Source organism: Beijerinckia sp. L45 (assembly GCF_009765775.1).
In the GTDB taxonomy this organism is placed as follows: domain Bacteria; phylum Pseudomonadota; class Alphaproteobacteria; order Rhizobiales; family Beijerinckiaceae; genus RH-AL1.
Genome location: NZ_LMUU01000004.1, coordinates 1 through 19,152, shown reverse-complemented (window position 1 = coordinate 19,152; position 19,152 = coordinate 1). Strand labels below are relative to the sequence as shown.

16 protein-coding genes are annotated in these 19,152 nt (G+C 64.4%); 12 read left to right on the top strand and 4 right to left on the bottom strand.

Features of this window, described 5'->3' with window-relative positions; all coding sequences use genetic code 11:
- Positions 1 to 968: diguanylate cyclase (locus tag GSQ79_RS30160; protein WP_158806804.1), on the bottom strand; the 968-nt coding region annotated here is incomplete at its 3' end.
- A gap of 239 nt (positions 969 to 1,207) precedes the next feature.
- On the opposite strand from GSQ79_RS30160, the gene cysK reads away from it, so the two are divergent.
- The 8 genes from cysK (at position 1,208) to GSQ79_RS00580 (ending at position 12,376) form a co-directional block, all read left to right on the top strand.
- Positions 1,208 to 2,188, top strand: coding sequence for a cysteine synthase A (gene cysK / locus GSQ79_RS00610; RefSeq protein WP_158806803.1), 981 nt, complete (start codon positions 1,208 to 1,210; stop codon positions 2,186 to 2,188).
- Between the two features lie 76 nt (positions 2,189 to 2,264).
- Positions 2,265 to 2,387: a hypothetical protein gene (locus GSQ79_RS30015; RefSeq protein WP_256378971.1), complete on the top strand. Its 123-nt coding sequence runs from the start codon at positions 2,265 to 2,267 to the stop codon at positions 2,385 to 2,387.
- 135 nt (positions 2,388 to 2,522) lie between these two features.
- A complete protein-coding gene (locus tag GSQ79_RS00605; protein WP_158806802.1) occupies positions 2,523 to 3,521 on the top strand; it encodes an adenosine kinase in 999 nt (332 codons plus the stop codon).
- Positions 3,522 to 3,615: 94 nt separating this feature from the next.
- Positions 3,616 to 5,757 carry a glycogen debranching protein GlgX gene (gene glgX / locus GSQ79_RS00600; RefSeq protein WP_246725017.1) on the top strand — a complete coding sequence of 714 codons (2,142 nt, stop codon included), beginning with the start codon at positions 3,616 to 3,618 and terminating at the stop codon, positions 5,755 to 5,757.
- Positions 5,758 to 5,805: 48 nt separating this feature from the next.
- Positions 5,806 to 7,848, top strand: a complete 2,043-nt coding sequence (locus GSQ79_RS00595) for an NAD(+) synthase (RefSeq protein ID WP_158806801.1) — start codon at positions 5,806 to 5,808, stop codon at positions 7,846 to 7,848.
- A gap of 147 nt (positions 7,849 to 7,995) precedes the next feature.
- The gene (pcaD, locus tag GSQ79_RS00590; protein WP_158806800.1) at positions 7,996 to 9,639 is read left to right on the top strand and encodes a 3-oxoadipate enol-lactonase; all 1,644 of its coding nucleotides are present in this window, start codon (positions 7,996 to 7,998) and stop codon (positions 9,637 to 9,639) included.
- Positions 9,640 to 9,719: 80 nt separating this feature from the next.
- Positions 9,720 to 10,778 carry a branched-chain amino acid ABC transporter substrate-binding protein gene (locus GSQ79_RS00585; RefSeq protein WP_246725016.1) on the top strand — a complete coding sequence of 353 codons (1,059 nt, stop codon included), beginning with the start codon at positions 9,720 to 9,722 and terminating at the stop codon, positions 10,776 to 10,778.
- 161 nt (positions 10,779 to 10,939) lie between these two features.
- Positions 10,940 to 12,376: a lipopolysaccharide biosynthesis protein gene (locus GSQ79_RS00580; protein ID WP_158806798.1), complete on the top strand. Its 1,437-nt coding sequence runs from the start codon at positions 10,940 to 10,942 to the stop codon at positions 12,374 to 12,376.
- Here GSQ79_RS00580 and GSQ79_RS00575 read toward each other — a convergent pair whose 3' ends face one another.
- Together GSQ79_RS00575 and GSQ79_RS00570 are read right to left on the bottom strand one after the other, a co-directional pair.
- Entirely contained in the window at positions 12,377 to 13,288 is a 912-nt protein-coding gene (locus GSQ79_RS00575) for a 50S ribosomal protein L11 methyltransferase (RefSeq protein WP_158806797.1), read from the bottom strand.
- Positions 13,289 to 13,710: 422 nt separating this feature from the next.
- Positions 13,711 to 13,968, bottom strand: coding sequence for a YgaP-like transmembrane domain (locus GSQ79_RS00570; protein ID WP_158806796.1), 258 nt, complete (start codon positions 13,966 to 13,968; stop codon positions 13,711 to 13,713).
- 135 nt (positions 13,969 to 14,103) lie between these two features.
- On the opposite strand from GSQ79_RS00570, the gene GSQ79_RS00565 reads away from it, so the two are divergent.
- On the top strand, positions 14,104 to 14,604 hold the full coding sequence (locus GSQ79_RS00565) for a flavin reductase family protein (protein WP_158806795.1): 501 nt from the start codon (positions 14,104 to 14,106) through the stop codon (positions 14,602 to 14,604).
- Between the two features lie 116 nt (positions 14,605 to 14,720).
- Positions 14,721 to 17,249 (top strand): HWE histidine kinase domain-containing protein, encoded by a 2,529-nt coding sequence (locus GSQ79_RS00560; RefSeq protein ID WP_246725015.1) that lies wholly within the window; start codon positions 14,721 to 14,723, stop codon positions 17,247 to 17,249.
- Between the two features lie 56 nt (positions 17,250 to 17,305).
- Here the strand turns inward: GSQ79_RS00560 and gfa are convergent, their stop codons facing one another.
- Positions 17,306 to 17,869 carry an S-(hydroxymethyl)glutathione synthase gene (gfa, locus tag GSQ79_RS00555; RefSeq protein ID WP_158806793.1) on the bottom strand — a complete coding sequence of 188 codons (564 nt, stop codon included), beginning with the start codon at positions 17,867 to 17,869 and terminating at the stop codon, positions 17,306 to 17,308.
- Positions 17,870 to 18,263: 394 nt separating this feature from the next.
- On the opposite strand from gfa, the gene GSQ79_RS00550 reads away from it, so the two are divergent.
- Together GSQ79_RS00550 and GSQ79_RS00545 are read left to right on the top strand one after the other, a co-directional pair.
- Complete coding sequence (locus GSQ79_RS00550) at positions 18,264 to 18,671, top strand: HU family DNA-binding protein (protein ID WP_246725014.1); 408 nt, start codon at positions 18,264 to 18,266, stop codon at positions 18,669 to 18,671.
- 130 nt (positions 18,672 to 18,801) lie between these two features.
- Positions 18,802 to 19,152: amidase family protein (locus GSQ79_RS00545; protein WP_246725013.1), on the top strand; the 351-nt coding region annotated here is incomplete at its 3' end.

Sequence of the window (19,152 nt, the reverse complement as noted above, 5' to 3'; positions counted from 1 at the left end):
GCCTGGATCGCTTGGCAGATCGCGCGCCCCTGCTCCAAGATCCTGGCGGCGCTGTCCGCCGTCGGCAGCACGAACCCGAATTCGTCGCCGCCGAGCCGGGCGACGAAGGCACCAGGCCCCAACACGCACTTCAGACGCCGGCCGACCTCGATCAGCACCCGGTCGCCTGCGGCATGGCCGTGGACGTCGTTGACCGGCTTGAATCCATCGAGGTCGATGAGGCCGACGGCAAACACCGGCGCATTGGCGATCAGGGTTTCGAAATCCCGAAAAAAGCTTCGACGGTTCGGGAGATCCGTCAGACTGTCGCGGTTGGCCATCCAAAAATTCTGCTCACTCAGCGCCGCCAGATGCTTCTGCGAATGAACCAGATCCGTGAAGTCGCGATAGTAGATGAAGAGGATGACGACCATAATGATGGAGACGAGGCAGAAATTGACCGCGATCGCCGTCAGCACCGGTTGCCCGGTGGTCATGAAGCGGATGGTGAAGGGGATGCCGACGATCGCCGTGAGAAGCAGCGCGGCCGGCCGCAAATGCATCAGGCAGAACACGCAGCCGATCACCGTGATCGACATGAAGAAGGCAACGTGGCTTTTCTCGTAGGCATCCCCGTAGGGATACAGGGAGAGCGCCCAGGTGGTGAAGAGAACCCCGAGCACCCCGGCCAGCAGGTAGGTCGAGCGAAGGCGGGGACGCGCGTTTGCAGCCGTGATCTCTTGGCGCGCGCGCCAGGTCCAGACGGCCATCCGATAGGCGCAAATCAGGAAGAACCCGGCCGGCGCATAGATCGTAAGAAGATCCGGCGCGATGCCATGGTGCGTGTAGGCCAGCGCAAAGACGTTTGCATTGAGGATCAGGTATAGAAGCGGGATCTGTTTGGTAAATGCCCTGGCCTGCGATTCCATGACCTCCGGGTCTACGGAGGAAATGCTGAAATACGACAGGAAACGGCGAACCAATTGCATAAAAACCTCTGAACTGAGGCGACGGTAACTGGCAAACGTGTTCGATTCCTTTATGATTCGATCATATGCAGCATTCGGTCAGACTCGCTGCGCGACGGGTGGATCACGCAATTCCCAGGCTGATCTCCGACCCGAATGCTGCGGCGATACCAACGGATCCTTGCCGTTTTTGCGAGAGCTACGACATAATGGTGGACGGGACTGCGTCAGCGCCGAAGCCAGACCTAAGGAAGAACATCATGACCCAGGGTTTTGCCAAGGACGAGGTCCGCGCGCCGGGCCGCGGACGGATCTACAATTCGATCACCGAGACGATCGGCGACACCCCCCTTGTGCGCCTCGACAAGATCGCCAAGGCCAATGGCGTCAAGGCCAACCTCTTGGCCAAGCTTGAATTCTTCAATCCGACGTCGAGCGTGAAGGACCGCATCGGCGTCGGCATGATCGACGCGATGGAGGCGCTCGGCACCATCGCGCCTGGGGTCAACACCCTGGTCGAGCCGACCTCCGGTAACACCGGCATCGGCCTCGCCTTCGTCGCCGCGGCGCGCGGCTACAAGCTGATCCTGGTGATGCCGGAATCGATGTCGATCGAGCGGCGCAAGATGCTGCTGCTGCTGGGCGCCGAACTGGTACTCACCCCGGCGGCGCTTGGGATGAAGGGCGCCATCGCCAAGGCGCACGAGATCGTCGAGACCACCCCCGGCGCGGTCATGCCACAGCAGTTCGAGAACCCCGCCAATCCGGCGATCCACATCCGCACGACGGCCGAGGAGATCTGGAACGACACGAGGGGCGAGATCGACGCCTTCGTCGCCGGCGTCGGCACCGGCGGCACGATCACCGGGGTCGGCGAGGCGCTGAAGCCGCGCCGCCCATCGCTTAAGATCTTTGCCGTCGAGCCCGAGGACTCACCCGTGCTCTCCGGCGGTAAGCCCGGCCTGCACAAGATCCAAGGGCTCGGCGCCGGCTTCGTGCCGCCGATCCTCGACACCAAAGTCATCGACGAAGTGATCAAGGTGGGCAATCAGACGTCCTTCGACATGGCGCGGCTCCTGGCGCGTCTCGAAGGGGTGCCGGGCGGCATCTCGTCCGGTGCGGCGCTGGCGGCTGCGATCGAGGTGGGGCTGAGGCCGGAGTTCGAAGGCAAGAACATTGTGCTCATCATACCATCCTTCGCAGAACGTTACCTATCAACAGCTTTGTTTGACGGGCTTTAACCTTTCCATGCGGAACTAGGAGACGGACGGCACGTTCGCACTCATAGTTCTTGTTAACGTCTTTTGGGGATCGGCCATGCACCTGCTTGTCATTATCGCCCTAACCGCTGGCGCCGGCGCGATCGCGGCCGCTCTCACGGCCAAGCGCCCGTCCGAACCGGTCCCCGTTCCGGTCCGGGTCAAACGCGATCCCGAATAGCCATCCCCTCGACACGATCGCTGTGAGCTAAGGCGCCGGACATCCCGTCCGCGCGCCTTTTTTGTTGCCCGATTCCTTGACGTCGCGGGGACCACCTGCAATAGCGCCTCAACCTTTTCCTTGCCGAGAGAACCCATGTCCGAAAGCCGTTACGACATCCTGGGCCTCGGCAATGCCATCATCGACATCATCGCACAGACCTCCGACGCCTTCGTTGCCGAACACGGTCTGACCAAGGGTGCAATGACCCTCACCGACGAAGGTCCGGCCGAAGCGCTATACGCGGCCATGGGCACGACCCTGACCGTCTCCGGCGGCTCCGCGGCCAACACGGTGATCGGCGCGGCGAGCCTGGGCTGCAAGGGCGCCTTCATCGGCAAGGTGAAGACCGACGCGCTCGGCGGCCTGTTCGCCGAGGACATCCGCAAGGCCGGCGTCGACTTTTTGACCCCGCCCGACACGGACGGCCCCGCGACGGCACGCTGCTTCGTCCTGGTGACGCCCGACGGGCACCGCACGATGAATACGTTTCTCGGCGCCTGCCAGAACCTGACCGAGGACGATGTCGATGCCGAGATCGTCAAGGCCTCGCAGATCACCTATCTCGAAGGCTATCTCTGGGATCCGCCCGCGGCTAAGGCCGCTTTCGTCAAGGCTTCGACGATCGCACGCGGCGCCGGCCGCCGTGTCGCGCTCAGCCTGTCCGATCCGTTCTGCGTCGGGCGCTACCGTGACGAATTTTTGGCACTGATCCGCGCCGGTCGCGTTGACATCCTGTTCGCCAACGAAGCCGAACTGATGAGCCTGTACGAGACCGATTTCGACAAGGCTGTCCAGCAGCTCCAGTCGGAAGGCATCCTTGGCGCCGTGACGCGCTCCGAGAAGGGCAGCGTCGTGATCACCAAGGAAGAGACGATCGCCGTTCCAGCCGCACCGATTGAAACGCTCGTCGACACGACCGGCGCGGGTGACCTTTTCGCCGCCGGCTTCATTACCGGGCTGGTGCGCGGGCACGACCACGCCACCTGCGCCAAGCTCGGCGGCCTTGCTGCGGCCGAGATCATCCAGCATCTCGGCGCCCGCCCGAAAGTCAGCCTGCGCACACTGGCTAAGGACAACGACATCGCCCTTTGAGCCGGCGCCCCGGCGTTGACGGCCTGAAGGCAGCGCCGAGCTGGAACGAAGCCGCAAGGCTCGTGTTTCCGTTTGGACGACGGGGGATATCCATTTGACATCAGTGTTGCGAAGCCGTGTGCTCGAGGGCCGGCCGTTTCCGCTCGGGGCGACCTGGGACGGGCGCGGCGTCAACTTTGCGCTGTTCTCGGCGAACGCCACCAAGGTCGAACTCTGCCTTTTTGACCATTTCCGCGAAAAGGAGGTCGAACGGATCGAGCTGCCGGAATTCACGGACGAGGTCTGGCACGGCTACCTGCCGGACGCGCGCCCGGGCACGATCTATTCATACCGCGTGCATGGGCCCTACGAGCCCGAGAACGGGCATCGTTTCAATCCAAACAAACTCGTGCTCGATCCCTATGCCAAGGCCATCGAAGGGCGCTTGAAGTGGAACCCCGCGGTCTTCGGCTATAAGATGGAAAGCGGCGACGCCACGACCTACGACGAGCGCGATAGCGCGCCGTTCGTGCCGCGCGCCCGCGTCATCGATCCGGCCTTCACCTGGGGCGAGGACCGCCATCAGCGCCAGCCCTTCGACCAGGCGCTGATATACGAGACCCATGTCCGCGGCTTCACCAAGCGCCATCCGGCGGTGTCGGAGCGGCTCCAGGGCACGTTCCGCGGGCTGATCCAGCCGGAAGTCATCAAGCACATCAAGTCGCTCGGCGTGACCGCGATCGAGCTGATGCCGGTCCACAGCTTCGTCAACGACGACCATCTGCTCAACAAGGGCCTCACCAACTTCTGGGGCTACAATACCCTCGGCTTTTTCGCCCCCGACCGGCGTTACGCCAGCGAGCCCGATTTCGCCTTCTCCGAGTTCAAGGAGATGGTCTCGCATCTCCACGCCAACGGCCTCGAGGTGATTCTCGACGTGGTCTACAACCACACCGCCGAGGGCAACGAATTCGGGCCGACCTTCTCGTTCAAGGGCATCGACAACCAATCCTACTATCGGTTGCCGAAGGAAAACCCGGCGCATTACATCAACGACACCGGCACCGGCAATACGCTCAACCTGTCGCATCCCCGCGTGCTGCAGATGGTCACCGACAGCCTGCGCTACTGGGTGCAGGACATGCATGTCGACGGCTTCCGCTTCGATCTCGGCACCATTCTCGCGCGCGAGGATCACGGCTTCGACGAGGGCGGCGGCTTTCTCGATTCCTGCCGCCAGGATCCCATTCTCTCCTCGGTCAAGCTTATTGCCGAGCCCTGGGATTGCGGACCCGGCGGCTATCAGGTTGGGCGTTTCCCGCCGGGCTGGGCGGAGTGGAACGACCGCTACCGCGACAACATCCGCTCCTTCTGGCAGGGCGAAAAGGGCACCTTGCCCGACCTCGCCAAACGCCTCACCGCCTCTGCCGAAAGCTTCAATCACCGCGGCCGCAAGGCCTGGGCGAGCGTCAACTTCGTCACCGCGCATGATGGTTTTACGCTGAACGATCTCGTCAGCTACAACGAGAAGCACAACGAGGCCAACGGCGAGGACGGGCGCGACGGGAGCTCGGACAATCGGTCCTGGAACTGCGGCGTCGAAGGGCCGACCGACGATCCAGAAATCCTGGAACTGCGCGAGCGCCAGAAGCGCAACATCCTTGCCACCCTGTTCTTCTCGCAGGGCCTGCCGATGCTGCTCGCCGGCGACGAGTTCGGCCGCACGCAGAACGGCAACAACAACGCCTACTGCCAGGACAACGACATCAGTTGGGTGAACTGGAAGCTCGACGAGGCCGGCCATGCGCTTTACGCCTTCGTGCAGAAGCTCGGAAAGCTGCGTCACAACTATCCGATCCTGCGTCGCGAGCGTTTTCTGACCGGGCACTACAACGAAGAGCTCGACGTCAAGGACGTGACCTGGCTGAAGCCCGACGGCAACGAGATGGACGACGGCGGCTGGGCCGACGACAACGCCCTCAGCATGGGCGTCCTGCTCGACGGCCGCGCCCAGCCGACCGGCATCCGCAAGCGCGGCAGCGACAGCACGCTGCTGATGTTCTTCAACGCCTACCACGACGTCGTGCAGTGCAAGCTCGTCGACGTACCGGGTGGCAAGCGCTGGGTGCGCCTGCTCGATACCAACCAGCCCGAAGCCGACGAGCTGGCCGAGTTCGAGCTGAACCACACTTACGACGTCACCGGTCGCTCCGTGGTCCTGTTCAAGCTCCAGGCTAGCCCGCCGCGGAAACCTTGATCGCGTAAACGCCTCGCGCGGGGCGCCCGCGGCATGATAAGGGAGCCCATGGCTCAGGGCTCCCTTTACACGCATGGCTTTGCGCGCGTCGCGGCGTGCACCATTTCCAGCCGCATCGGCGACCCGCAGGCCAATGCGGCGTCCATTCTTGCGATGGCCTTGGAGTGCCACCACGAAGGCGCGTCGCTCGCGGTGTTTCCCGAGCTCTGCCTGTCGAGCTACGCGATCGACGATCTGCTGTTCCAGGACGCCTTGCTCGACGCGGTTGCGACCGCGGTCGCATGGCTCGTCGAGCAGTCGAAAACCCTGCGCCCGCTGCTGCTCGTCGGCGCGCCGCTCCGCTTCCGCAACCGCCTCTACAATTGCGCGCTGGCGATCCAGGGCGGTCGCCTGCTCGGCGTCGTGCCGAAACTCTACCTGCCGAACTACCGCGAGTTCTACGAACACCGGCATTTCGCGACCGGCATCGACGTGGTGGCGCAAGAGATCAGCATCGGAAGCCTGACGGCGCCGTTCGGGCGCGACCTGCTGTTTGCCGCCGGCGACGTGCCGGGGCTGATCGTCCACGCGGAGATCTGCGAGGACCTGTGGATCCCGGTGCCGCCGTCCTCCGTTGCGGCGCTGGCCGGCGCCACGGTGCTCGCCAACCTCTCTGCCAGCAACATCACCATCGGCAAGAGCGACACCCGCCGCCTGCTCTGCCAGTCGCAATCGGCCCGCTGCATCGCCGCCTACATCTATGCCGCCGCGGGCGCGGGCGAATCGACGACGGACCTTGCCTGGGACGGTCAGACGTCGATTTATGAAAACGGCGTGACGCTCGCGGAGTCCGAACGCTTTCCCGATGGGGCGCAGGCGGTGCATGCCGACGTCGATCTCGACCTGCTGCGGCAGGAACGGATGCGCCAGGGCACGTTCGACGACAATGCCCGACTGCAGAGCCAGACCCCGTTTCGCAGCATCGCCTTCCATCTCGAGCCGCCGACTGGCGACATCGGCCTGAAGCGCACCGTGGAGCGCTTTCCCTTCGTCCCGGCCGATCCGGCAAAGCTCGCGCAGGATTGTTTCGAGGCCTACAACATTCAGGTGGCCGGTCTGGTCCAGCGCCTTAGCGCGGTGAAGGTCAGCAAGGCCGTCATCGGCGTCTCGGGCGGCCTCGATTCCACCCACGCGCTGATCGTAGTGGCCCGCGCCTTCGACCGGCTGAAGCTGCCGCGCACAAACATCCTCGCCTATACGCTGCCGGGCTTCGCCACCAGCGACGAGACCAAGGCCAACGCCTTCGCGCTGATGCGATCGCTCGGCGTCACGGCGCAAGAGATCGACATCCGTCCCGCGGCGCGACAGATGCTCGGCGACCTCGGCCATCCCTTCGCCGGTGGCGAGCCCGTCTACGACATCACCTTCGAGAACGTGCAGGCGGGTCTGCGCACGGACTATCTGTTCCGCCTCGCCAACCACAACGGCGGGCTCGTCATCGGCACCGGCGACCTCTCCGAACTGGCGCTCGGCTGGTGCACTTATGGCGTCGGCGATCAGATGTCGCATTACAACGTCAACGGCGGCGTCCCGAAAACCTTGATCCAGCACCTGCTGCGCTGGGTCATCGAGGTCGCCCTGTTCGAACCGCATGTCGGGCAGACGCTCGGAAAAATTCTCGCCACCGAGATCTCGCCGGAACTCGTGCCTGTGGCGGCGGGCGAAACGCCGCAAAGCACGGAAGCCGTCGTCGGGCCCTACGCGCTGCAGGATTTCAATCTGTTCTATACGCTGCGCTATGGGTTTCGGCCGTCGAAGATCGCGTTCCTGGCGGAAGCCGCCTGGGCGGACGCCGCGGCCGGGGCCTGGCCGCCCGGCTTTCCGCCGGAACGGCGCAACGCCTACGACCGCGACGCGATCTTCCACTGGTTGGAAGTCTTCATCCGCCGCTTCTTCGGCTTCAGCCAGTTCAAACGGTCGGCGATGCCCAACGGACCGAAGGTCGCTGCGGGCGGTTCGCTGTCGCCACGCGGCGACTGGCGGGCGCCGTCCGACGGCAATGCCGACGTCTGGCTGCGCGATCTCCAGCAGGCCCGCGACGCGTCATCCTGAGCGAAAAAGCGCAAATCCCTTGGGGACGAACGCCAATCCTTGACGAACGTCGTGTCTCTCCGCCACAAAACGCACTAGATCCGCATGATATCGCCAGAGTGCGGTGCGTAACGTGCGATACTGTGACGTGATGGTGGAGAGCTTGTGATGACGGACCTCACGATCGGAGGCGAGACCTTCAACGTGTTGATCGGGGGCGACGAGACGCTTCCCGTTCTCATGCTGTCCAACCCGCTCGGCGCGAATCTCCATATCTGGGATGCGCTGATCCCCGATCTCCTCAAGCATTTCCGCATCGTGCGCTACAATCCGCGCGGGCACCACGGCAGCGTCACCGACGCGGGTCCCTATTCCATCGAGCGCCTGGGCCAGGACGCTGTGGCGATCCTCGATAGCCTCGGCATCGAGAAAGCGCATTTGGTCGGCATGTCGCAAGGCGGCGCCGTCGGCCAGTGGCTTCTGATCAACGCTCCGGACCGCATCGAGCGCGCCGTGCTCGCCAACACCGCGGCCCACTTCGGTTCGCCCGACTCCTGGAATGCGCGCATCATCGCGGCGCAGGAACACGGCATGGAAGCGCTCGCCGACGGCGTCATCGCGCGCTGGTTCAACGCCGACTTCGCGGAAAAGCATCCGGAGCGCGTGGAGCCTGTGAAGCAGGCGCTGCTCGCGACCTCGCCGGAAGGTTACGCCGCAGCCTGCGCCGCGTTGCGCGACATGGATCTGCGTGAAGGCCTCCTGCAAATCAACCGGCCGGTCCTCGTCATCGCCGGCGCCGACGATGAATCAACCACGCCGGAACAGGCCGCGCAGCTGGCTGACACGATTCCCGGCGCGAAGCTGGTCACCTTGCAGACGCGCCATATCTCGGCCGTCGAGGACGCGGCAGGTTTTGCCAAAGCCGTCATCGATTTCCTGACGGCGAAACTCCCGGCGCGCCAGACGACGACGCGCAAAGCGCCGCAGCCGCGCTCGATCGCCCGCCGTCCTGCAGGTCGGCGTTCGCCCGCGACACGCGGCGGGACGACGGACACGCTCGCCCGGCGCGCGCCGGTTAAAGGCGCGACGGGCAAGGCTCCGGCCATCGCCGCTCCCGTCGTCAAACCAGCACCAACTAAGACGCCGCGTGCAAAAGCGCCCGCCGCAAGCAACCCCGTACCAAAACGCGTAGCCGCGAAGGCGACATCCGTGAAAACCACGCGCAAGGCCATCGCCGCCGCGGCGCCAGCCAAGCGCGCTGTCGCGAAAAGCCCCGCGAAGTCGGCGCCCAAGGTTGCATCGCCCAAACCCGCGGCGCGCAAGACACGCGTTGCGGCTATGCCGGTCAAAACCGTGAAGGTGACCAAGACGGCGAAAGCCGTAGCGGCAAAGGCGGCGCGCAAACCGGCGGCAAAGCCGACGGTGACGGTGCGCACCAAGGTTGCGCCGGCAGCGAAGCGCGGCGTGGCCAAGCCAGCAGTCGCTGCGAAAAAGACAACGACGGCCGCCAAGCCAGGTACGACGCGGCGCGGTGCAGCCGCCGCGAAAGCGCCGGCGAAACGCACGGTTGCCGCGCCGACGCGCGGCCGCTTGGCGACGAAAACCAAGGCGCCAACCAAAATTGCCGCAAAACCCGCCGCACCGAAGTCCGCCCGCAAGCCGGTGGCCAAGGCGGCGCCGGCTCCAGCTAAGGTTTCGATCAAAGGGTCGGCCAAGACGACGAAGGCAGCAAAGCCCGCTGCCAAGGCAGTGCCCCGCAAGCCGGTTGCGAAAGCGCCGGCCAAGCGCCCTGCCCCACGCCGGAAGGCATGACGGCGCGCGTACGCCATAACGCAAGTCATGCGCTCGCAAACTTAAGGCATGCGCTCGCAGGCCTTGGGCTGGCGAGCGCGTTGGTTTTTTCAGCACCGGCCCTTGCCGATGTAAGGATCGGCATCGCTGCGCCGTTGAGTGGATCGGATGCGGTATTCGGCACCCAGATCCGTCTCGGCGTCGAGCAAGCCATCGCCGACATCAATGCCGATGGCGGTTTTCTCGGGCAACGCGGCAGCGCCGTGCCGGGCGACGATCTCGGCGATCCCAAACGCGGCAGCGAGATCGCGGCGGGCTTCGTCCGCGACAAAGTTCAGCTGGTGGTCGGCCCTTTCAGCTCCGGCGTGGCGATGCCGGCGTCCGCGATCTACGGTGCGGCGGGCGTGCTCGCGATCACCCCGTCGGCCACGGCTCCGCAGATCACCGAGCGCGGGCTGGCGACGATCTTCCGTCTCGGCGGACGCGACGACCAGCAAAGCGCGGTCGCCGCCCGCTACCTTGCCGACCACGCCACCAAGATCGCGATCCTTCACGATCGCACGACGGCCGGCAAAGCGCTCGCCGATGCCGTCCGCAAGGCGCTGCTGGCCGACGGCGTGAAGGACGCTCTCTATGCCAGCATCGACAAGGGCGACAAGGATGTTGGCCCGCTCGTGAACCGGCTGAAAACCTCCGGTGCCCAGATCGCGTTTTGGGGCGGGACGCAAACGGAAGCCGGCCTGCTGGTCCGCCAGCTTCACGACGCCGGATCGCATGCCGTGCTGATGGGCGGCATCGGGATCGCATCGGACGAGTTTGCCACGCTGGCCGGGCCGGGCGCGGAGGGCACGCTGATGACCTTTCCCGCAGATCCGCGACAGCGGCCGGACGCGGCCGATCTGCTGCATCGGCTTCAGGCCAAAGGCACGGAACCCGATGCCTACACATTTTATGCCTATGCCGCCGTCCAGATCATCCAGCAGGCCGCGGGCCTGGCCAAGTCGCTCGACCCGAGCGCGCTCGCAGCCACGATGCACGGCGGTACCGTCTTCAAAACCGTCCTCGGCGATGTCGCCTTCGACATGAAGGGCGACGTGACCACGCCGGGCTACGGCGTCATCCCCTGGCGCAAGGGCCCGACGGGCCGAATCGGCTTCTAGACCACGAAGCGCGACATCTATGTCTCGCCGCGTGAAGAACGGTGGGGCGTGCAAGACATTTTTACTTCGGCTGGTTTATGACAGTCGACCATGCGCGCAACTGAAGCCACCAGCACCCATCGCTGTTCGGCCCCTGAGGGGGACAGGCCTCCGCGCGGCGGATGAGGGTTCTCGGCGCCTTCTTTCTCAACGTCCTGTTCAATTTCGCGGTCGGTCTCCTCGTCGCCAAATTTTTGGGGCCGGCGGAGTACGGACGGTTCGCTCTCGCTCTGGCGACGGCGATGGCGGTCCAGACCTTCTTTCTCGACTGGCTTCGTCTCGGCGCGACGCGCTTCTATTCGGAACGCACCCGCGGTGAGGAACCGGCGCTGCGCGCAACGCTCGACCTCGCCTTCGCCGCCGTGACCTGCGCTCTGGCGGTCGCCAGCACCTGCCTATTCATGACCGGCGGGCACTTTCCCTTGTCCAATGCGCTCATCGCGCTGGCGCTGGGCGTCGCCGTATCCAACGGTCTGTTCGATTTCAACACCGCCCTGGTCCGCGCCCGTTTCCATGATCGGCTCTATACGCGCCTGATCATCGTGAAGAATCTTCTGGCCTTCACCTTGATCGGCGGCGGTGCCTTCTACTTTGCGTCAGCGAAGATGGCGCTGATCGGCGGCATTCTGAGCGCATCGGGCTCGGTCATCGCCGCTCGTGCCGCGCTCAGCGACCCCTTCGCCCAGGCGCATATGGCGCGGATCCGGATCGCCCGCTCGATCCTGCGCTACTCCATGCCGATCGTTGCCGCCAACCTGCTCTATATCTGCATTCCCCTAGCCAACCGCGCGTTGATCACGATCTACTACGGGTTTTCGGAAACCGGGCAGTTCTCGCTCGCCTTCGATATCGGAACCAAGGCCGTTCAGGCGATCGGCTCGACCCTGGACGTCGTGCTGTTCCAGATCGCGGTCGCCGCGCACGACCGTTTCGGCGCCGAGCGGTCCAAGCAGAAGATCGCCGACAACATGGCGATCGTCATCGCGATCATGCTGCCGGCTTGCGTCGGGATCTGGCTGGTGCTGCCGTCGCTGCAGCAGTTGATCGTGCCCGTCGATTATCGCGGCCCGTTCGATCAGCTTCTGACCCTGATGCTGCCCGGGCTGTTCTGCTTTGCGATGATCCTCTACGGCCTCAATCCGATTTTCCAGATCGCCAAGCGCACGGGACCGTTGATCGCCGCCGCGGTCGCGGGCTGCATCGCCGATCCCATCATCCTCTTCGCTATGCCGCGGGGCGGTGGCGCGCAGACGCTCGCTATTGCGCAATCCGGCGCCTTTTTCGTCGCGCTGGTGACGCTGATCGGGGTGGCCTGCCTGTCGCGCCCCCACTGGCCGCGCTGGCAAGATGTCGCCTCGACCTGTCTGGGAACCGCTGCTATGACCGCCGTGCTTCTCCCGCTTCGCAGTCAGCCTCCGAGCGTCATCATCCTGGTCGAGCAGGTCCTTGGCGGCATCGCGATCTACGCTGCGATCGTCGCGGGTCTCGACATCGCCAATCTGCGCACGATCCTGCTGGAACGGCTTCGCCCGATGGTGGCCCGCTTCAATCCGGGCTGATCACCGAAGCAGCAGCGTCGCCCAGCCCTCGATGAGGCGCCTTTTGACCAGATACAGGCCCTGGGCGCGATAGGCCGAGAGGACGCCCGGGACATCGCTGGCCAGCAGGCCCGAGAGGATGAGTTCCCCGCCCGGCACGAGAAGCGGCTTGAGTTTTGGCGCCAGCGACCGCAAGGGCCTCGCCAAAATGTTGCCGATGATGAGATCGTACGGCGCGCCCGCACGGAGATCGGGGTGGCCGACCCCCTTGGCGAGCACCGGGCGGACATAGGCGCCGGCTTGGTTGCGGCGCACGTTGCCGCGCGCTGCGACGACGGCCACGGCATCGATGTCGCCGGCGGCGACACGCCGATGGAAACGCCGGGCCGCGGCAATCGCCAACACGCCGGAGCCTGTCCCGACGTCGAGGATCGCATAGGGACGCCGTCGCTTGGCCACCGCGTTGATCATGGCGAGGCAGCCGCGCGTCGAGCCGTGATGACCGGTGCCGAAGGCCAGGGCCGCCTCGATCTCGATCCCGATGTCGCCCGACGTCACCCGGTCGCGGCCGTGCTTGCCATGGATGACGAAGCGGCCTTCACGCACCGCTTCCAGGCCTTCGAGCGACGAGGCGACCCAGTCGCGCTGCTGGACGCGTGAGAACTCGATCTTCGCCGCATACTCGTCGCCGGCGGCCACTTCAACCAAGCCGCGAACGCTCTCTTCATCGGGCGGCAGACCGAAGTAGACCTCGACGATCCAGGCGCCGCTGGTCCAGGCTCGGGTGTTGAATTGCTCTTCGAACGCCGCGGCGGCGGCATCCGCCGGCTCAAAGGTTTCGACGATAAGATCGGCGACGCGTCGCGCCGTCGGTTCGTCGCAGCGGAGGCGCATGACATAAGCCGCGCCGTTGGGGGGGAGACCTTCGAGCATGGGGGCGCGTAGCACGTGGCCTCGAGCGCGGCAATTCGGCGGAATTGATGCGGCACGCGAGGAAGGCTACATCTCGCGCCATGATGAAAGCGCCAGCTATCGTTCTCTGCGGGATTTTTGCCCTTTACGGCGCCTGTGCGTTTGCGGCGGAAAGCCCCACCCCGACGCAACCGCCGGCTGACGCACGGGAGACACAGGAAGAGAAAGCGGTTCAAGCCTACGGTGGCGACAACGCCACATGCCGCGAATGGACGGACGGCTGCGTCATCTGCTCGAGGGGGTCCGGGAGCGCGGCATCGTGTTCGCTACCGGGAATCGCCTGCCAGCCTCATGCCGTTCAGTGCACGGCACAAGCCGAGGCGCCAGCGGCAAAATAAGACAGCGCCGCCGGCATTCGGCACCGGCGGCTTTAAAGGGAACGATCAACCGATAGGGGCTGGCGCCGGCTGGTGCGCGATCAGGTTGCTGTCGTTGAGGGATGCCTTGATCACGCAATAGCCGGTCGCGCCGCGATAGGCGAGATAGGATCCTGTCGCCAACGCCAGGATGCTGAGAAACACGTTGGGGCGCGGCTGCGCGGCGGCGGACGTCAGGGCGAGCCCGGCCAAAACCGAAAGCGCGCGCTCGCCTCCGGACAAATGCGGGTCGGTATTGGCGTATTGCGACAGGTCAAGAGCCATTTCAGTCTCCATGGGCGGACGGCGACGCGTCCGGCTTAACGCAACAAAAATGCCTGCGACATAAGGATAGTTCCTGGCAACGGCGACAAAGCCGAGCTATTCGCAAGCGGCCCTGACGCCCGATATGGAAGCCCCATGGTCCCGACGTTGAATCAGGCCGCCACGGTCGCCGAGCAGGATTTCCGGCAGGCGCTTCGCCACTTTGCGAGCGGAGTCACCATCATCACCACCCAGGATCAGGCCGGCACGATCCACGGCATGACGGCTACGGCCTTCTCGTCGCTGTCGCTGACGCCACCGCTGATCCTCGTCGCCGTGGCTCAGGCCACGCGATGCCATGCGATGATCACCGCCACCGGACGCTTCGGCGTCAGTGTCCTTTACGATGACCAGGCGGACCTATCGCGGCACTTCGGCGGGCAAGCTTCGCCTGGCGTCATACCGCGGTTCGACCTGCTCGAGGGAACGCCGGTCATCGAGGGCGCCATGATTACGCTCGCCTGCAGTCTCGAACAGGCGATCGAAGGCGGAGACCACACGATCTTCGTCGGGCTGGTCGCCGCAGCCGCGACCGTCCCCGGAAAGCCGCTGATCCACTTTGATGGCAGATACCGGACCCTGGCGCCGGTGGAATAGGCCGGTCGGGGCGAACCGACGCCACGGCCGTCGGCCGATATAGGCGACGTCCATAAGGAATGCTGAAGCAGCGCGAGACATGCTACGCATGGCTGTGGCCCGCAAGAAGGATGAATGTGACAGAGGCTCCTGCGTCATTGCCCGACATGTCCGAATGCGATCGGGAACCGGTTCACACCCCTGGCTCCATTCAAGCTCACGGCAGCCTCATCGCGTTCAGCCTGCCGACCTGGGCCATCGCGCATGTCTCTAAAAACGCTCCCGGTCTCTTCGGACACGCCACCGCCGAAGGCATGATCGGGGCGAGCATGGAAACCGTGCTGTCGCCGCAGATCATCCACGACCTTCGCAACACCTTTCAGGCGGCCATGATCTCCGGATTTGCGGAGCGAATGAGCGCGATCGCCGTCGGCGTCCACGACGAGCCCCACGACCTGATGATTCATGCTTCGGGCGCGCTCGCCGTCGTCGAGTTCGTGCCTTGTGCGGGCGCCGACACGATGCGCGCCGATCCCAGCATGCTGGTCAAGGCGATCATGGACAGGCTGCGTCGCACCACCAGCTTCCAGGCCTTCCTCACCTCGGCCGCGCGCCAGATCCGTGCCATCACCGGCTACGATCGGGTGATGATCTATCGCTTCCTCGACGACGACAGCGGCCAGGTCATCGCCGAGGCGCTGCGTTTCGGTCTCGCCCCCTACATGCACCAGCATTATCCCGCGAGCGACATTCCGGCTCAGGCGCGCGCGCTCTACAAGCGGCAGTGGCTCCGGCTCATTCCCGCCGTCGATTACACGCCCGTGCCGGTCATCCCCGGCATCGACAAGGATGGACTGCCGCTCGATCTCAGCCAGGCGAGCCTGCGCAGCGTGTCGCCCGTACATCTGCAATATCTTCGCAACATGGGCAGCGCGGGGACGCTGACCGTCTCCATCATGCATGGCGATCGTCTCTGGGGCCTCATCGCCTGCCATCACGAGACGCCGCGCCGGCTCTCCGCGACCACCTGCGCCGCCGTCGAGCTGTTCGCCATGGTGTTCTCCTCGCAGATCGAGGCCAAGGAACAGCAGGACGAGCTGAGCTACATCGCCAAGTCGCGCGAGACGCACGATCGGCTCATCGCCAGCATGGAGCCCGAGGAAACGATCTTCGACAATCTGCGACGGTTCGGGGATCTGCTGCGCGAGATGATCGTCTGTGACGGTATCGGAATTTGGACCAACGGCTGTTTCGAAGGCGCAGGCATCGTGCCGCCCGACAACGGTATCGAGGAACTCGTCCGTCTGATGCAAACGAAGCGACCGGATCGCGTCTATGCGACGACCGCCTTGGGCGACGAGCTTCCCGACGCGATGCGATACGCCGATCAGGTCAGCGGCGTCATCGCGATACCGTTTTCGCGGTCGCCGCGGGATATCCTGTTTCTGTTCCGACGCGAGGTCGTGCAGACGGTGCTATGGGGCGGCGAGCCCACCAAGATCGTGGATCCCGCAACGGGCGCCATCGGCCCTCGTAAAAGCTTCGAAGCCTGGCGCGAGATCGTCCGCGGCAAGAGCCTTCCGTGGCGCAGCGGCGCGATCGACATCGCGGAAACGCTGCGCGTCTCGCTGCTCGACGTCATTCTGCGGCGCACGGATCTCGTCGACCGCGAGCGGCGCATCGCCCACGAAAGCCAGGCGCTGCTCGTCGCCGAGCTGAATCACCGGGTCAAAAACGTGCTCGCGGTTGTCGGCTCGCTGATCCGGCAGAGCCGACCGGGCGACCAGACCATCGAAGCCTTCTCGGAGAACCTGCAAAGTCGCATCCAGGCCCTGTCGATCGCGCACGACCAGCTGACGCGTTCGCACTGGCAGGCTGCCCCGCTGCGTCCCCTGATCGAGGCCGAGGCGCGGGCCTGGAGCGACGTCGGCTGCGATCGTCTCGTTCTATCCGGACCGCCGGTGATGGTCGCTTCGCGCGCCTATCAGACGCTTGCGCTCGTGTTGCACGAGATGATGACGAACGCCGCGAAATATGGCGCCCTCAGCGTACCCGACGGGCGCCTCGCGATCAGCTGGAGCCTCGACGACGACCTTACGCTGCTTTGGGTCGAAACCAACGGCCCGCGTGTCGAGGCGCCATCGCGCCGCGGCTTCGGAACCGTCGTGACGGAACAGTCGATCCCCTTCGAGTTGCACGGAACCGCCGTCCTCGATTATCTGCCGGCAGGCGTGCGCGCCTGCTTCACGATCCCCGCGGAATTCGTCGATGCATCGCGGCTGGAGACGAAGGCTGTGACAGCCGCCGTCGCGCTTAAAGCCGATCTCAACGGCAAGACCCTGCTTCTGGTCGAGGACAGCATGATGATCGCGCTCGACGCGCAGGCGATGCTGCAAGGCTGCGGTGCCGATGTCGAACTGGTGAGCACCACGCGCGAAGCCAAACGCGCGCTGACGTTGAACCGCTTCGACGCCGCAATTCTCGACGTCAACCTCTACAGCGAGACGAGCTTCACCATCGCCGAGGATCTGCAGGACCGCAGGATCCCGTTCGTGTTCGCGACGGGCTACGGCGAGATGGTCAGCGTTCCCGAGCGCTTCAAGGACGTTTCGATCGTGTCCAAGCCCTATGCCGAGGATTCTCTCCGGGGCGCCCTGGCCGTCTAAAGCTACAGACGAAAATGGGCGGCCGAAGCCGCCCATCGTCACGCTATGGAAAAAGCCTACTTTGCGGCGTGCGCGTAGGTGTAGCCGGCCAGCGCGTCCATCAGCGGAGGCGACAGCACGTCGTAAGGAACGAGGCCGAGTTCCGTGAAGCGCCCGCGTACGGCGTCCATGCCCTTGGGATCGTAGCCCTGCTCGATGATCGAGGAGACGAAGGCCGCGAACTGCGGCGCCTGCCAGCCTTTTTCCGGGCTGAGCTCGACGTGCACGAAGTCGAGACCCTTGAACGCATGATCCTTGACGATGCGGCCGAACATATGGACGCCGCACGACTTGCAGGCGTGACGCTGAATCGTCGCGCTTTCGTCGACGATGTGAAGCTTCTCTTCGTGCGCCGTGACCTTCAGGTTATCGACGGGAATGACGGCGACGACCGAGAACACGGCGCCTTCCGGCTTCCAGCACTTGGAGCAACCACAGGCGTGGTTGTGAACGACGTCGCCGGTCAGCGTCACTTCGACCTTGTCGGTCGCGCATTTGCAGTGAAGTTTGCCACCGGCAAAGCCGCCGGTACCCTGCTGAATTCCGTTATCGAGCAACGGATGAAGATGGGGAGCTGCCATTCGTAAAACCTCTTCTTGAACTGTGTTTCCACCACGTCTTTGACACGTGTCGAAGCGCCTTCTTGTGAGGGCTTACCCGACCGCAGCGACGTCTCTGCCGCAAAAGGATCGCACAGCCTGAGAAACTCAGGCCGCGCTCGCTTTCGAGGCCGGCTCCTTCTAACGACGGATTGCGCCGTTGCAAAGCCTTTTGCAGCAAAGGATGCGGCGGGAAGAGTTCACATTGCCGAAGACGACTGTAATAACATAACATCGGCCGCCAATACTTGGTTTGGCTTGGTTTAACCGGGACCGCCTCGGGAAAACGCGATGGGGATGACGACTCCCAGAGGCTTGCACTCCGGCTTGACGACGGCAACATGCTAGACAAATGCAGAAAACCGGAGCGATTCGCATGGCCAAAAAAGAAATTGTCAAAAAGGACGTTGCGGTGAAGGCCGCGAGCAAAGTCGCGAAGAAGGACGTTGCGAAGAAGGAGACCGCGAAGAAGGAGACCGCGACGCCGGTCGAAAAGAAAGCGCCTTCGACGATCCTGACGGCGACGGACATCAGCGAACATCTTGCCACCACGTTCGAGATTCCGAAGTCTCACGCCAAGGCCTATCTCGCCGAGTCGATCGAGATGATCGGCAAGCATCTGAAGAAGGGCACGAAGGTTCGCCTGTCCGGCCTCGGCATCTTCCAGGTGAAGAAGCGCGCCGCCCGCAAGGGTCGCAACCCGAACACCGGCGACGCGATCAAGATCAAGGCCAGCAAGCGGGTCGCCTTCGCCGCATCGCGCGACCTCAAGGCGAAGCTCTAAAAAGGCCGAACAGCGGCGTGTCCCCGTTTAACGAGGGCACGCCAGGTCTCCGAACCTGATCATCCCTCTGCAGACGGCGCCGATGGCGAGACAATTGCTTTGCCGTCGCGGTCGTCTCGGGGAGAATGCAATGCTGCCGACAGTTCTGGATCTGGCGAGCCTGAAGGACGCTTATGCGTCCGGGTCGGCCAATCCCGTCGGCGTCATCGACGCCGTCGTCGATCGCATCGAAGCTTCCAGCGACAAAGCCGTCTTCATCAGCGTCTTCAGCCGCGGCGTTTTAGAAGCGGAGGCCCGCGCCCTGATGGCCCGCGCGCCCGAGCCGAATTCCCTGCCGCTCTGGGGCATACCCTTCGCCGTCAAGGACAATATCGACGTTGCGGGTTTGCCGACGACCGCCGCCTGCCCGGCGTTTCAGTACGCACCTGCCGCCGACGCCCACGCCGTTGCACGCCTTCGCGAGGCCGGTGCGCTCGTTGTC

Coding starts and splice junctions, on each gene's coding strand:
- cysK (WP_158806803.1), top strand. CDS start 1,208: ATGACCCAGGGTTTTGCCAAGGACGAGGTCCGCGCGCCGGGCCGCGGA.
- GSQ79_RS30015 (WP_256378971.1), top strand. CDS start 2,265: ATGCACCTGCTTGTCATTATCGCCCTAACCGCTGGCGCCGGCGCGATC.
- GSQ79_RS00605 (WP_158806802.1), top strand. CDS start 2,523: ATGTCCGAAAGCCGTTACGACATCCTGGGCCTCGGCAATGCCATCATC.
- GSQ79_RS00595 (WP_158806801.1), top strand. CDS start 5,806: ATGGCTCAGGGCTCCCTTTACACGCATGGCTTTGCGCGCGTCGCGGCG.
- pcaD (WP_158806800.1), top strand. CDS start 7,996: ATGACGGACCTCACGATCGGAGGCGAGACCTTCAACGTGTTGATCGGG.
- GSQ79_RS00580 (WP_158806798.1), top strand. CDS start 10,940: ATGAGGGTTCTCGGCGCCTTCTTTCTCAACGTCCTGTTCAATTTCGCG.
- GSQ79_RS00575 (WP_158806797.1), bottom strand. CDS start 13,288: ATGCTCGAAGGTCTCCCCCCCAACGGCGCGGCTTATGTCATGCGCCTC.
- GSQ79_RS00570 (WP_158806796.1), bottom strand. CDS start 13,968: ATGGCTCTTGACCTGTCGCAATACGCCAATACCGACCCGCATTTGTCC.
- GSQ79_RS00565 (WP_158806795.1), top strand. CDS start 14,104: ATGGTCCCGACGTTGAATCAGGCCGCCACGGTCGCCGAGCAGGATTTC.
- gfa (WP_158806793.1), bottom strand. CDS start 17,869: ATGGCAGCTCCCCATCTTCATCCGTTGCTCGATAACGGAATTCAGCAG.
- GSQ79_RS00550 (WP_246725014.1), top strand. CDS start 18,264: ATGGCCAAAAAAGAAATTGTCAAAAAGGACGTTGCGGTGAAGGCCGCG.